We start from the raw sequence: 13675 nt of genomic DNA, 5'->3' as shown, positions 1-13675 counted from the left end.
AAACCCAAAAGGAGTCTGAACGGTATGAGCATGAAAAAAATCAGCGAAGCCATCCTTGGTGTGGGCGTGGACGATACCACCATCGACCTGTTCGAGAGCCAGTATCCGGTGCCCACCGGGGTCAGCTATAATTCCTATGTCATTCTGGACGAAAAGACCACCATTCTGGACACGGTGGACGCCCGCGCTACCGAGCCTTGGCTGGAAAATCTTGCCGAGGCACTGGGCGGCCGCAAGCCCGCCTATCTGGTAGTCTCCCACATGGAGCCGGACCACGGTGCCAACGTGGCAAAGCTGGCAGCCCTTTACCCTGAGATGCAGGTGGTGGGCAACGCCAAGACCTTCCAGTATATGGAGCAGTTCTTTGGCGCAGATGCCATTGCCCCGGAGCGCCGCGTGGTGGTAAAGGACGGCGAGAGCCTGAGCCTTGGCACCCACACCCTTACCTTTGTGTTTGCCCCCATGGTGCACTGGCCGGAGGTCATGGTCAGCTACGAGAGCAGTGAGAAGGTGCTGTTCTCTGCCGATGGCTTTGGCCGTTTTGGCGCTGTGGCAAAGTTTGACGAAAACGCCGACTGGGCAAGCGAAGCCCGCCGCTACTACCTGAACATTGTGGGCAAGTACGGTCCGCAGGTGCAGGCACTGCTCAAAAAGGCTGCGGCACTGGACATCAAGACCATCTGCCCGCTGCATGGCCCGGTGCTTACCGGTGATCTGGGCAAGTACCTGAACTACTACGATCTCTGGTCCGGCTACAAGGCCGAGGAGCCGGAAAAGATTCTGGTGGCCAGTGCCTCCATCCACGGTCACACCCGTGCCGCCGCCCACACCATGGCCGAAAAGCTGCGCGCACAGGGCGCAAAGGTGGTGGAGATGGACTTGACCCGTACCGATGTTTCCTACGCCGTTACCGAAGCCTTCCGCTGCGGCAAGATCGTGCTGGCCTGTGCCACCTATGATGGTTTCCTCTTCCCGCCGATGGAAAACCTGCTGGCTCACCTCAAGACCAAAAGCTTCCAGAACCGCACCGTTGGCCTGATGGAAAACGGCACTTGGGCACCCATGGCTGCAAAGCTTATGCGTGCCGAACTGGAGAGCATGAAGAACATCACCCTCTGCGAGAACGTGGTCACCATCCGTTCTGCCGCCAACGCCGCCGCCGAAGCACAGATGGACGCCCTTGCCGCCGAACTCGTGGCAAAGTAACACGATATAAAATCAAGTAAACGCAAACACTCCCGGACTTTCTGCAAAAGCCCGGGAGTGTTTTTTGTTCTTTTGTTTGATTATCTGCTGGATTATGAGCGAAAAACACAAATTTTTACGTCGTTTTTTGAAATGTCAACAAACAAAAAAGCGATGAAACGAACAAATTCTGAACGTTTCACCGCTATATTCTGGAGCAGGATACGGGACTCGAACCCGCCGCCTACTGCTTGGGAAGCAGTCGCTCTACCGGATGAGCTAACCCTGCAAGTGCTCCACTATTGTAACAAAGCAGGGCAGGAATGTCAAGGCTTTTCCGCACGAAATTTGCGGTCAGCTCATTTTGGCCCATGTCAGGTCCAGCACCGGGAAAAATGGGTCGAATACAAGGTCACGCACGTCGTTTGCCAGCAGCAGACGCTTTTGCTGCGCCATCAGGGGCACTACGGTGCAGCTTTCCAGCAGCTGCTGCTCACACTGCGCCAGCAGGGCACAGCGGGCTTTGCCGGTCTGCTGGGCACTCAGTGCCAGCCGGTCGGCATAAACGGTATCGGCATAGCCGGTCAGGCTACCGCCTGCGGTGGTGAACTGCTGCAGCATCTGGTACACGCTGCCGCCTTCGGCACGGATGGGCGCAAGGGCAATGGTGTATTTCCCGGCGGCAATGCGGGCGTCAAACTCGTCCTGCTCTACCTCTTCCACCGAGAAGAACAGGGAGCACTCCTTCTGCCATGCGCTGTTGATCTGGTCGGCCAGCTCGCTCAGTCCGGCGTTCTTGGGCAGCAGCAGGGTCACGCCGGAAAAATCCGAGGTAGCCATGCCCTGCCGGGCAGCCAGATACAGGGCCTTCGGCTCCGGGATAGCGGGCAGGGGATCGCCGGCAGTTTCGCGGTAGTCCAGCCCATCCACGGTCAGACCCTCCGGCACAAGCCCCTTTGCGGCTGTGTATAGGCCGCTGGAGGGCACATCGGCGTTTTCCCGGGCAATACCGGTCAGCGCCTGCCGCAGATGCTGGTTCTGGAACACCGACCCCTCCGCCGCGTTGAACAGCAGCGCCCATGTGGTGTCGGAGTAGCTTACGGTCTGTAAGCTGGTGGCCTCGCCGCTCTCATCCAGCGCGGCAGAGCATTTGTCGTCAGCAATAAGCTGGGCTGCGCTTTTGCCGCTGCCGCTGGTGTCCTGCACCAGACGCAGACTGCCGACCAGCGGGCTTTCCACAGTGCGGCGCAAAAACAGGCCGTTTGCCGTCCAGTTATACAGATAAAAGCTCCCGCTGGAAAGCGTAGTCTTGTCGGTCAGCCCATAGGTGCCCCGGGTGCTCTCAAAAAAGGCCTCGTCACAGGGGGCTGCACCGGGCATGGCCAGCTTTGCCAAAAAGTTATCGTCCCGCTCGCTCAGCCGGAACACCAACGACAGTGCCCCATTGGCTGAAACGCCCAGACTGCTTTCGTCCGCCAGCCCCGCCAGCACGGCGGCGCTGTTCTGAATAGCCGAAAACTCCACCGCATAGGGCGAGGCGGTATCGGCGCGGAAAATGCGCCGGAACGCAAACACAAAATCCTCGGCGGTAATATCGTACTCTGTAGCTGCACCCTTGGCGGCTGCATAGCGCAGGCCGTCCTTCAGGGTAAAGGTGTAGGTCAGCCCGTCCGGGGACACCGTCCACTCTTCGCAGAGCCCCGGCACAAGCGCGCCGTCCGGGTCTTTGCGCACCAGCGTGCCGTACAGATTCTCACAGGCGATCACGTCCGACGCACCGGAAGCCACCTGCGGGTCCAGATTTGCGGGGATGCTGTCCACGAACCATGTAAAACTAGCAGAGTTTGTGGAGCTGCCGCAGCCGGTCAGGGCAAAAAGAAACGCAGCAGCCAGCACCGCTGCGGTAAAACGCAACCATCGTTTCAAAAAGAACAACCTCATTCCGTTCATCTTCGCGCAGAAACGGCAAAAAACGCTCTGCAACGACAAGTGTAGCAGAAAGCAGCAGAAAAAACAATTGCCTTTTTGTGAATTTACCGGGTTTTTTGAAGCAGACTGTGCGGTTTTCCGTTGCCAATTGCGCGCAAATGGACTATAATGGTACAGCAAAGTGATCCCCGCGCTGCCCGTGCGGCGCGGTGTTATACCATGATCCTATAGAGGAGGAACTGTTTTTATGCAGAAAGATCAGCAGAAGCTTGCCCAGCTTATTCAGGGCAAAAAAGTCGCCTTTATCGGCGCAGGCGTCAGCCACAAGACCCTCATCAAGGAGTTTGTGGAACTGGGCGCTCATGTGACCCTGTGCGACCAGAAAAAGAGCGTGGAGGACTTTGGCGATTACGCTGCAACCATCCGGGAACTGGGCATCGACCTGAGCCTTGGCGAAAACTATCTGGACGGCTTCAAGGGACAGGACATCATCATGCGCACCCCGGGCTTTGTGGGCTATTTTGAAAAGCCCCTGCAGGATGCCATGGCTGTCGGCACTATGGTCACCAGTGAGGTGGAACTGTTCTTCGACTTCTGCCCCTGCGAGATCGTGGCAGTGACCGGCTCGGACGGCAAGACCACCACCACCACCCTCATCTCCAAGTTCTACGAGGCCGCAGGCCGCAAGGTGCATCTGGGCGGCAACATCGGCGCAGCCCTGCTGCCTATGCTGCCGGAGGTGTCCCCGGAGGACGTGGCTGTGGTGGAGCTTTCCAGCTTCCAGCTGATCAGTATGCACGCAAGCCCCAACATTGCCGTGGTCACCAATGTGACCCCGAACCATCTGGATCACCACAAGGATATGCAGGAATACATTGATGCCAAGCGCAATATCCTGCTGTACCAGAAGCAGCCCTGCCGCGCCGTGCTGGGGTATGAGAACGAGATCAGCCGCTCCATGCAGGCAGACTGCAAGGGCAAGCAGGTGTGGTTTACCCGCCTGCATGATACTGACAACGGTGCTTTCCTGCGCAAGGATGGGATGCTCTGCATGGCAGAGGATGGTGTTGTGACCCCCTTCCTTGCCCAGAAGGATGTCAAGCTGCGTGGCCTGCACAACATCGAGAACCTGCTGGCTGCTGCCGCTGCCGTGTGGGGCGAGGTGCCCGTAGAAGCTATCCGTCAGGTGGGCAGCACCTTCACCGGCGTGGAGCACCGCATCGAGCCGGTGCGCACTCTGGACGGTGTGCTGTACTATAACGATTCCATCGGCACCAGCCCCACCCGTACCATTGCCGGTCTGCGCAGCTTTGGCCAGAAGGTCATCCTCATCGCGGGCGGCTACGATAAGCACATTCCCTACGAGCCGCTGGCACCGGAGATCATTGCCCATGTCAAGGACTTGGTGCTGATGGGCGCTACCGGCCCACGCATCGAAAAGGCTGTGCGGGAGTGCCCCGGCTTTGACGAGACTGCGCTGCCCATTCAGCACGCAGATGATATGCAGCACGCCGTAGAGTTGGCGCGCGCCGCCGCAAAGCCCGGAGATATCATCATCCTGTCTCCGGCAAGTGCCTCCTTTGACCTGTACCCCAACTTTGAGGTGCGCGGCCGCGAGTTCAAAAAGATCGTAAACGCGCTCAAGTGATCGCACAGGTAAAGGATGCAAAGCGCCGCACCCGGTTCGCAAATGCCTGCCGGGGTCTGCCGGTGCTGGACGCTCTGCTGCCGCTGGACTGCGCGCTCTTTCGCAAAAGTCAGCCGTGGCGGTTCTACGCGGGCCCTACGCTGGCACTGGAACTTTCCGGCAGCACGGCGTGGCTGGCCGGGCACGCAAACCCCGCAGAGCTGGCAAGCTTTTTATCCTTCTGCGGGTGCGAGAGCGCCATTCTGGACGAAGCCGTCTGCCCGCCGCCGGACGGCTGGCACAAGGCAGAAACGTTGACGGTGTTCGGCTTGCCGCAGGGCGGGCTGCTGCCCCTGCCCGCCGTGGACGAGGCTTTGTGGGCGCAGCTGTCCCTCTGCCGGGAAGCACACGCCGCCCGAGTGGCAGCGGCGCTTTACCCCGCAGACCCCGCCCGGCAGGCGGATTTTTACTCAGAGCTATGCACAAAGCGCAGCCGGGGCAGGGCAGTGGCATGGACGCTGGAGCAGGGGAGTACAGTCGTCTGCACCGTAGGTGCTTATGCCCTGTGCAATGGGCAAGCCTATATGGCCTGCGGGCAGACCGCAGAGCCGCTGCGGGGCAAGGGCATCGGCGGGCGGCTCATTGTGGAAATGGCAAACAGTCTTGCCGCCGAAGGCTTGCACCCGGTATTCCTCTGTGCACCGGAGCGGGTGCGGTTTTATAGCCGTCTCGGCTTTGCAAAGCAGGCCGAGTACGCCCGCTATGTGCCCGAGAAATGATAAAGCTTTTTACGCAAAATGCCAGTTCTCCCGAAAGGAAGAACTGGCATTGCAATGCAAGAACCCAAAAATAACAGGAAGGAACTATCACGTTATAATGTCGATTCTGAACCACTTTTTTGATTATAAGCCCGAGGTGCTGGCGCTGGACGAAAAGGCTATGGAGATGTGCCAGCCCTACTTCCGCCAGATGAAGGAAATCCGGGATTTCAACCAGCTGAAGATGCTCAAGGCTTTTGCCGATACCCAGATGTCCTCCACCGATATGCTGGGCACCACCGGTTACGGTCTGTGGGATACCGGCCGCGCCAAGCTGGAGCAGATCTTTGCACAGGTCATGGGCGCAGAGGATGCACTGGTGCGCAGCCAGTTCCAGAGCGGCACCCACACGCTGGCGGTGGCGCTGTTCGGTCTGCTGCGGGCAGGGGACACCCTGCTGGCCGCCACCGGCCGCCCCTACGATACGCTGGAGGGCGTCATCGGTCTGGACGGCAAGGGCAAGGGTACCGGCACCCTGATGGACTACGGCGTAAACTACGACGAAGCTCCCCTCAAGGCCGACTTCACCCCGGACTACGACCTGATCGCCCAGAAAGCCCCCGGCGCAAAGGTGTGCCACATCCAGCGCAGCCGCGGCTATTTACAGCGCAACGCCTTTGATCTGGCTACTATCCGCAAAATTGCGGATATCGCCCGCGCCGCAAACCCGGAGATCATCATCTTTGTGGACAACTGCTACGGCGAGTTCACCCAGACGCAGGAGCCCTGTCAGGTGGGCGCGGATATCGCAGTGGGCAGCCTGATCAAAAACCCCGGCGGCGGCATTGCACCCACCGGCGGCTACATCGTAGGACGCAGGGATCTGGTGGAACTGTGCGCTTACCGCCTGAACGCCCCCGGCCTTGGCAAGGAGCTGGGCTGCACGCTGGAGACCCCCCGGGATATGTATCTGGGCTTCTACTACGCCCCCGGCGTGGTGTGCGAGGCCATCAAGACCGCCATCTACGCCCAGTGTATGCTGGAGCTGCTGGGCAAAAAGCCCATCCCGCGCTACTGTGAGGATCACAACGATATCGTCACCTGCTTTGATGCCGGTACGGCAGAAGCGCTCATCGGCTTCTGTCAGGGCATTCAGGCCGCCAGCCCCGTGGACAGCTACGCCGCCCCGGAACCCAGCCCGGAACCGGGCTACACCGACGAGGTGGTCATGGCCAGCGGCAGCTTTACGCAGGGCAGCACCATCGAGCTTTCCTGCGATGGCCCCCTGCGCGCCCCCTATACCTGCTATCTGCAGGGCGGCTTGAACTTTGCCGCCAGCCGCGCCGGTGTGCTGCTGGCTGTCCAGAAAGCATATTTTAAGGAGTAATGTTTGCCCGGCGGGCAAATAACACGCAAACAAAAAGGAGCTATCGCACAACACGCTGCGATAGCTCCTTTTTTCCCTCTATACACAAAGTAACACACAAATAAACGCTTACACGGCACGGGCCTGCACGGCGGGGAGCGGCTCGATCAAGGCCGGGTGCATTCCCTCGCGGTAGTCCAGATCTCCCTGATCCAGACCACGCAGCAGAACCTCTGCGGTAGCAATGTTGGTGGCAATAGGGACGCTGTGCATATCGCACAAACGCAGCAGATTCTGCTCGGTCAGGCTGGCGGCATCGGCCTTCAGCGGGTCGCGGAAGAACAGCACCAGATCCACCTCATCGCAGGCAACGCGGGAGGTGATCTGCTGCACACCGCCCAGCTTGCCGGAAAGGTAGCAGTGCACCGGCAGGCCGGTGGTCTGCGCAAGCATCCGGCCGGTGGTACCGGTGGCGATAACATTATTGCGGGAAAGGATGGCACTGTAAGCGGTACAGAACTGCAGAGCCAGTTCTTTGCGGGAATCGTGGGCAAGAATTGCGATCGTCATAGGATGCTCTCTCCTTTACTTATTTTTACATAGTACCAGTTGTGATGTACGAATTTTGAATTCCCGTGAAACGGTAGTGAAATCGATATCAAGTCTTACAATATAGTTTTACCGCATCAAAAACGCTCTGTCAAGAGAAAACTTTGCTTTTTTAACCTATAAAAACATAAAAGTAATACTTTAACATTGTGAGAAACGGCAAAATCTTGGATACATACCACTATCCAAGGACATCCGTTTTCTGGGAAAAGTGAAATATTTTTCACTTTATGTGCTTGTTTTGAAACACAGTCCATCCCGATAAAACAAAAATACAGGCCATAGCAGCTTGCATCGGCCTGTACAGGAAATTTTTTTCAACTATCAAAAACTTGCTCCGCCGCGCCCGCAGGCCGGACAGAATTGTAAAAAAATTATGAAGAAGCCGGGGCGAGAAAACTCACCGGATCTGCCCGTCACCGTGGATAACGTATTTGTAGCTGCAAAGCTCTTCCAGCCCCATGGGGCCCCGGGCGTGCAGCTTCTGGGTAGAAATGCCCATCTCGCAGCCCAGACCAAACTCTCCGCCGTCGGTAAAGCGGGTGGAGCAGTTCACATACACGGCGGCGCTGTCCACCGCAGCGGTAAAGCGGTCGGCGTCTGTCTGTGTCCGGGTCAGGATAGCCTCGCTGTGGCCGGTGGAGTGCTGCGCAATGTGGGCAATGGCTTCGTCTACGCTGTCCACCACCTTGACGGCAAGGATATAGTCCAGAAACTCGGTGTCAAAATCCGCAGGGCCGGCAGGTGTACCGGGAATGATGGCGGCGGCGCGTGTGTCCAGCCGCAGCTCTACCGGCAGCTTGCCTGCAGCAACGCGGTCGGGGCCAAGACGCTGCGCGAGCTTTGGCAGAAACTCCTGCGCAATGGCAGAGTGCACCAAACACACCTCCTCGGCGTTGCACACGCTGGGGCGGCTGGCCTTGGCGTTTTCAATAATGTCCAGCGCCTTTGCCTGATCGGCGGTGTCGTCCACAAAAATGTGGCAGATGCCGGTACCGGTCTGGATGCAGGGCACCTTGGCATTCTCCACGCAGGCGCGGATCAGCCCTGCACCGCCCCGGGGGATCAGCAGATCCACATAGCCCACGGCAGTCATCAGGGCGTTGGCGGAAGCGTGGGTGGTGTCCTCGATCAGGCAGACTGCGTTTTCCGGCAGGCCGTTCTCCCGCAGCCCCTGCCGCAGTGCCTGTACAATGGCGTTGGCGCTGCGCCATGCCTCCTTGCCGCAGCGCAGGATGCAGGCGTTGCCGCTCTTGATGGCAAGGGCGGCGGCATCGCTGGTCACGTTGGGACGGCTCTCGTAGATGATGGCGATCACACCCATGGGCACGGCGGTCTTTTCAATCACCAGTCCGTTGGGGCGCTCCACCCGCTTCAGCACCCGGCCCACCGGATCGGGCAGGGCGGCAACCTCTTCAATGCCCTTTGCCATGGCGCGGATGCGCTCCTCGGTCAGGGCAAGACGATCCAGCATCACCTCGCTGATATGCCCCTTTGCAGCGGCCATATCAGCGGCGTTGGCGGCAAGGATGGCCGTCATGCTTGCGGGGCTGCACAGCTGCGCAGCCATACTGCGCAGTGCCTGTGCACGGCTTGCGCCATCAGCCAGTGCAAGCGCAGCCTTTGCCCCACGGGCGGCTTCCAGAATTTCCTGTGTTGTCATAGCTCAAACCTCCTGTGTGGACAGTGCGGGCTGCTTGTGCCCGGCAAAGCGGGTGCCGATGGGCTTGCCCGCAGCGATATCATACAGCAGCTCCGGGTGTGCGCCGTTGGCAATGACCATATCTGCGCCGCTGCCGGTCACCATGCGGGCAGCCCGCAGCTTGGTAGCCATGCCGCCGGTGCCCAGTGCCGAACCTGCACCGTCTGCCAGTGCCATCACCTCCGGGGTGATCTCCTCCACCAGTGGGATGAGCGCCGCATCCGGGTGGGTGTGGGGGTTGGCAGTGTACAGGCCGTCGATGTCGCTCAGCAACACAAGCAGGTCGGCCTTGCAGCAGCAGGCCACAATAGCGGCCAGCGTGTCGTTATCGCCAATGGAGGTGATCTCATCGGTGGCAACGCTGTCATTCTCATTGATGATGGGCAGTGCACCCAGCTCCAGCAGGCGGGTCAGAGTGTTCTGGATGTTCACCCGGCGCTCGGTGTGCTCCACGTCCACGCCGGTAAGCAAGATCTGCGCTACTGTGTGATCGTAGGCACTGAACAGCCGGTCGTAGGTGTACATCAGCTCGCACTGCCCCACGGCGGCGCAGGCCTGCTTGGTGGTGGTATCCTTGGGGCGTGCAGGCAGCGAAAGCTTGCCCACGCCCATGCCGATAGCGCCGGAGGACACCAGAATCACCTCGTGTCCCTCGTTCTTTAAATCGCTCAATACCTTGACCAGTTCCTCTGCATGGCGGATGTTCAGCCGCCCGGTGGGGTATGCCAATGTGGAGGTGCCTACTTTCACAACGATGCGCATGATTCCATTAACCCTTTCCCATTTCCTTTGTTTTGTCGTAAGCGGCCAGCACGGCATCCATCACCGCACCGCGCAGCCCGTGTTCTTCCAGTACCCGCACGCCCTGAATGGTGCTGCCGCCGGGGCTGCACACAGCGTCCTTCAGCGCACCGGGGTGCTTGCCGCTTTCCAGCACCAGCTTTGCGCTGCCTAGCACCATCTGTGCGGCGTACTCCTGTGCCTTTGCCCGGGGCAGGCCGCAGGCCACGCCGCCATCGGCCAGCGCTTCAATAAACTGGTACACCCATGCCGGGCCGCAGCCGGAAACGCAGCTGGCAGCATCGATCATACCCTCGGCTACGGCGTCCAGACGCCCGGCGGGAGCCATCAGCTGACAGAAAGCTTCCTCTTCCTCGGCGGTCACGTTGACGGAGCAATACTGGATCATGCCTTCGCCTACCGATGCCGGGGTGTTGGGCATGATGCGGATGACGGGGTAGTCGCCGCCCGCCATCTCCTGAATGCGTGCCACCGGCAGGCCGGCAGCCATGGTGCACAGCACGAACCGATTGCTGCGCTCGGCAAGTATGAACCGCAGCGGCTCCAGCATGGCTTCCATCATCTGGGGCTTCACCGCCAGAAAGATCAAATCGCAGTCACCGGCGACCTCGGCGTTGGTAGCGGTCTGACAACCCAGTTCTGCGGCCAGCGCCTCGGCCTTGGCAGCCGTGCGGTTAGCCAGAAATACATTCTCAGGCTCGGTAGCCTTGCACACGGCGCGGGCAATAGCCCCGCCCATGTTTCCACAGCCTAAAAACCCAATGGTTTTCATCATAATAATAACCCTCCCTCGGCAGGTATGCACTGCATAAAATTCTGCTTCTTATTCATTCTAAGCATAGGGCGGGAGAAAATCAAGACTTTTGTCTTATTTTGGGCGGATATAATGTAAAAACAGCACTTTCGCAGCGGGCAGTGCACACACAAACTTCATAAAAAGGTAAGAATCTTTACTTGAAATAAGGTCGTATTTTGCGGTAAAATAAATCATGGGGTATCATTCACGGAAACGGCAGCGGCGTCTGCCGGGAAAGGATGGGTTTTTGTGTCACAAACGACAAAACGGGCACTGGAGGCATCTTTGAAGAAGCTGCTGCTGGAAAAGCCCCTGAACAAGATCACGATCAACGATATCACCGAGGACTGCGGGGTGAACCGCATGACCTTTTATTACCATTTCAAGGATATTTACGATCTGGTGGACTGGATCTTAGCAGAAGATGCCGCCAAGGCGATGGAAGGCCGCCGGGGCTTTGGTACATGGAGCGAAGCCTATCTGGACGTTCTGCACCAGCTGCAGGACAACAAGACCCTTGTGCTCAATGTTTACCGCTCGGTGGGCAGGGAACAGGTGGAGCAGTACCTTTATAGATTGCTGGACCCCATCCTGAAGGACTTTGCAGACCGCGAATGCCACGATATCACCGTACAGGATGCAGACAAACAGTTTGTTGTCGATTTTTACAAGTATGCACTGGTGGGCATGACGCTGGAATGGACCCGCCGGGATATGAAGAACGACCCCAAGCAGATGGTGGAGCGCGTAAGCACCATGATCCACGGGGATTTCCGCCGTGCACTGTGCCGCCTGAGCACCGGCAGCCTGAAAATAGAGGAATGAAGCGTTTTTTGTCCGTGCGGCTTCAATAAAATTTTATCAAATGGTACGCCGTGATGGGTTTTCCATCACGGCGTATTTTCTGTTTATGGCACAAAAACACGCAAAGTAGTAAGATGTGGTCAAGCAAAATAAGAATTTCCAAAGGAATCATTTCGGGAGGAAAAGTTATGAATACATCTCTTGAGAACCTGACCCACAAGATGCAGCGTGCTGCACTTGGTAAAATAGTGGACGTGGCGCTTTCCCACGCCGAGCAAGACCGTGAAAAAACAATGTGCCAGCTGGTAGATGCTGCAAAGCAGTTCTACGGCAGCGGCTTCAGCGATGAGACCTACGAGAACGCCAAAAAGGTGCTGACCGACCCCGACAGCAAGTGGACGAAACTTATCAACTGCGTGCTGGATCAGACCGACCCCCATGTGGCGCGCACCACTGCGCTGAATCTGGGCTACGAAGCCTTCTTCCGCGGCACTAAGACCATCCGCGAGAACCGCGTCAAGTACCAGTGCAATATCCCCTGGCTGATCTTGTTCGATCCCACCTCTGCCTGCAATATGCACTGCGTGGGCTGCTGGGCAGGCGAGTACGGCAACAAGAACAACCTCAGCTTTGAGGACATGGACAAGATCGTTACGCAGGGAAAGGAGCTGGGCGTGTACCTGTATATGCTGACCGGCGGCGAGCCGCTGGTGCGCAAGAAGGATGTGCTCAAGCTGGCAGAAAAGCACAACGATGTGCAGTTTGCCATCTACACCAACTCCACCCTCATCGACGAGCCCTTCTGTGAAGAGGTGCGGCGTCTGGGCAATATCGCCTTTATGCTGTCCATCGAGGGCACCCCGGAGACCAACGACGCCCGCCGCGGCGAAGGCCACTATGCCGCTGTAATGCACGCCATGGATCTGCTCAAGAAGTACGGCATTATCTTCGGCACCTCCATCTGCTACACCCGCCAGAACATCGATGCCGTCACCAATGACGAGTTCATGCGTTTCCTGTGCGAGAAGGGCGCGCATTTCGGCTTCTATTTCCACTATATGCCGGTGGGCAACGAGGCCGCCCCGGAGCTGATGCCCACCCCGGAACAGCGCAAGTATATGATCGACCGTATCCGCTATCTGCGCTCTTCCGAGTGCGATATCCCGTTCTACCCCATGGATTTCCAGAACGACGGCGAGTTCGTGGGCGGCTGCATCGCCGGCGGCCGCAACTACTTCCACATCAACTCTGCTGGTGATGCTGAGCCCTGTGTGTTCATCCACTACTCCAACGCTAACATCCACGACCAGTCTATTCTGGAGATTCTGCACAGCCCGCTGTTCATGGCTTACCACAACGGTCAGCCCTTTAACAAGAACCATCTGCGGCCCTGCCCGATGCTGGAAAACCCCGAGCTGCTGGAAAAGATGGTGCACGAGACCGGTGCCCACAGCACCGACCTGCAGTCCCCGGAAAGCGTCGAGCACCTGTGCGAGAAGTGCAAGGCTTACGCCGCCGACTGGCAGCCCACCGCTGACGAAGTGTGGTCTCACCACAAGATCCGCGAGAGCCGGTATGAGAACTATAAGGACTGGAAGCCCTCTCAGCCGCTGGATTGAGCTGAAATCTGAATCAAAGCAATAAACGACCCCCGCCCTGTGTTCCTGACTGGAACATAAGGCGGGGGTCTTGCTGTGCATGTTGGCGGCTATTTATTTCTTATCGCTTTCTTTAATTGCCTTTAGAATACAAATTCCCATAGCTAAAACAGGAAACAGCACTCTGAGAGCTAAAAACCCTTGTGGGTCTCCAAAATCGATGTTTGCGTCTGCAAATAGCCCAACGAACCATGCCGCTAAAGTAGAAATGATCGCGATTGTGTAAGTCATTTGTCAAACCTTCGTGAATTATTTCTCGGTTGTGTTTTTGCCCCGTACAAGCATACCGGCAATTGTGATTAAAAGACCTGCGGCTCCACCAACAAAAGCAAAAATATTACTTATAGATAAGGCAATCCCAGCCAGAATAACGGCGATACCCAATAACATCATTTTAATACCCATTAAATCGTTCTCCTTTATATACGTTCTTATAATAC

Annotated in this window: 13 protein-coding genes and 1 tRNA gene; 6 read left to right on the top strand and 8 right to left on the bottom strand. The window is 57.7% G+C overall.

The window, feature by feature from the left end; genetic code table 11:
- The first annotated feature begins 24 nt into the window (after positions 1–24).
- Positions 25–1206, top strand: coding sequence for an FprA family A-type flavoprotein (locus WMO20_RS01220; RefSeq protein ID WP_349185576.1), 1182 nt, complete (start codon positions 25–27; stop codon positions 1204–1206).
- A 192-nt stretch (positions 1207–1398) separates the two neighbouring features.
- Here WMO20_RS01220 and WMO20_RS01215 read toward each other — a convergent pair.
- Positions 1399–1474 (bottom strand) — tRNA-Gly (locus tag WMO20_RS01215).
- Positions 1475–1539: 65 nt separating this feature from the next.
- Positions 1540–3111, bottom strand: a complete 1572-nt coding sequence (locus tag WMO20_RS01210) for an ABC transporter substrate-binding protein (protein WP_349185575.1) — start codon at positions 3109–3111, stop codon at positions 1540–1542.
- A gap of 250 nt (positions 3112–3361) precedes the next feature.
- Here WMO20_RS01210 and murD point away from each other — a divergent pair, with 250 nt between their 5' ends.
- From murD to WMO20_RS01195, 3 genes are all read left to right on the top strand, one after another.
- Complete coding sequence (gene murD / locus WMO20_RS01205) at positions 3362–4762, top strand: UDP-N-acetylmuramoyl-L-alanine--D-glutamate ligase (RefSeq protein ID WP_349185574.1); 1401 nt, start codon at positions 3362–3364, stop codon at positions 4760–4762.
- The gene (locus tag WMO20_RS01200; protein WP_349185573.1) at positions 4759–5520 is read left to right on the top strand and encodes a GNAT family N-acetyltransferase; all 762 of its coding nucleotides are present in this window, start codon (positions 4759–4761) and stop codon (positions 5518–5520) included. The genes murD and WMO20_RS01200 overlap by 4 nt, the downstream gene beginning before the upstream one ends.
- Positions 5521–5617: 97 nt before the next feature.
- Positions 5618–6886, top strand: a complete 1269-nt coding sequence (locus WMO20_RS01195; protein WP_349185572.1) for a methionine gamma-lyase family protein — start codon at positions 5618–5620, stop codon at positions 6884–6886.
- 108 nt (positions 6887–6994) lie between these two features.
- Here the strand turns inward: WMO20_RS01195 and WMO20_RS01190 are convergent, their stop codons facing one another.
- From WMO20_RS01190 to proC, 4 genes are all read right to left on the bottom strand, one after another.
- Positions 6995–7435 (bottom strand): methylglyoxal synthase, encoded by a 441-nt coding sequence (locus tag WMO20_RS01190; protein WP_112090029.1) that lies wholly within the window; start codon positions 7433–7435, stop codon positions 6995–6997.
- A 439-nt stretch (positions 7436–7874) separates the two neighbouring features.
- The gene (locus WMO20_RS01185) at positions 7875–9137 is read right to left on the bottom strand and encodes a glutamate-5-semialdehyde dehydrogenase (protein WP_349185571.1); all 1263 of its coding nucleotides are present in this window, start codon (positions 9135–9137) and stop codon (positions 7875–7877) included.
- A gap of 3 nt (positions 9138–9140) precedes the next feature.
- Positions 9141–9938: a glutamate 5-kinase gene (gene proB, locus WMO20_RS01180; protein ID WP_015538439.1), complete on the bottom strand. Its 798-nt coding sequence runs from the start codon at positions 9936–9938 to the stop codon at positions 9141–9143.
- Positions 9939–9945: 7 nt separating this feature from the next.
- Positions 9946–10752 (bottom strand): pyrroline-5-carboxylate reductase, encoded by an 807-nt coding sequence (gene proC, locus WMO20_RS01175; protein WP_112090027.1) that lies wholly within the window; start codon positions 10750–10752, stop codon positions 9946–9948.
- 270 nt (positions 10753–11022) lie between these two features.
- Here proC and WMO20_RS01170 point away from each other — a divergent pair, with 270 nt between their 5' ends.
- Positions 11023–11598, top strand: coding sequence for a TetR-like C-terminal domain-containing protein (locus tag WMO20_RS01170; protein WP_112090026.1), 576 nt, complete (start codon positions 11023–11025; stop codon positions 11596–11598).
- A 167-nt stretch (positions 11599–11765) separates the two neighbouring features.
- The gene (locus tag WMO20_RS01165) at positions 11766–13196 is read left to right on the top strand and encodes a radical SAM protein (RefSeq protein WP_349185570.1); all 1431 of its coding nucleotides are present in this window, start codon (positions 11766–11768) and stop codon (positions 13194–13196) included.
- Positions 13197–13289: 93 nt separating this feature from the next.
- Here WMO20_RS01165 and WMO20_RS01160 read toward each other — a convergent pair whose 3' ends face one another.
- Positions 13290–13466: a hypothetical protein gene (locus WMO20_RS01160; protein WP_181573030.1), complete on the bottom strand. Its 177-nt coding sequence runs from the start codon at positions 13464–13466 to the stop codon at positions 13290–13292.
- Positions 13467–13484: 18 nt separating this feature from the next.
- A complete protein-coding gene (locus tag WMO20_RS01155; protein WP_154251456.1) occupies positions 13485–13640 on the bottom strand; it encodes a hypothetical protein in 156 nt (51 codons plus the stop codon).
- Positions 13641–13675: the final 35 nt, after the last annotated feature.

It is taken from the genome of Faecalibacterium intestinale (assembly GCF_040096575.1).
GTDB lineage: Bacteria > Bacillota > Clostridia > Oscillospirales > Ruminococcaceae > Faecalibacterium > Faecalibacterium intestinale.
The sequence above is the reverse complement of the archived record's forward strand: the minus strand, read 5'-3'. Positions and strand labels throughout refer to the sequence as shown.

Excerpts from the sequence above, each read along its gene's own strand:
- WMO20_RS01185 (WP_349185571.1), bottom strand. The coding sequence starts at position 9,137 with ATGACAACACAGGAAATTCTGGAAGCCGCCCGTGGGGCAAAGGCTGCG.
- proB (WP_015538439.1), bottom strand. The coding sequence starts at position 9,938 with ATGCGCATCGTTGTGAAAGTAGGCACCTCCACATTGGCATACCCCACC.
- WMO20_RS01165 (WP_349185570.1), top strand. The coding sequence starts at position 11,766 with ATGAATACATCTCTTGAGAACCTGACCCACAAGATGCAGCGTGCTGCA.
- murD (WP_349185574.1), top strand. The coding sequence starts at position 3,362 with ATGCAGAAAGATCAGCAGAAGCTTGCCCAGCTTATTCAGGGCAAAAAA.
- WMO20_RS01190 (WP_112090029.1), bottom strand. The coding sequence starts at position 7,435 with ATGACGATCGCAATTCTTGCCCACGATTCCCGCAAAGAACTGGCTCTG.
- WMO20_RS01220 (WP_349185576.1), top strand. The coding sequence starts at position 25 with ATGAGCATGAAAAAAATCAGCGAAGCCATCCTTGGTGTGGGCGTGGAC.
- WMO20_RS01155 (WP_154251456.1), bottom strand. The coding sequence starts at position 13,640 with ATGGGTATTAAAATGATGTTATTGGGTATCGCCGTTATTCTGGCTGGG.
- WMO20_RS01195 (WP_349185572.1), top strand. The coding sequence starts at position 5,618 with ATGTCGATTCTGAACCACTTTTTTGATTATAAGCCCGAGGTGCTGGCG.
- proC (WP_112090027.1), bottom strand. The coding sequence starts at position 10,752 with ATGATGAAAACCATTGGGTTTTTAGGCTGTGGAAACATGGGCGGGGCT.
- WMO20_RS01160 (WP_181573030.1), bottom strand. The coding sequence starts at position 13,466 with ATGACTTACACAATCGCGATCATTTCTACTTTAGCGGCATGGTTCGTT.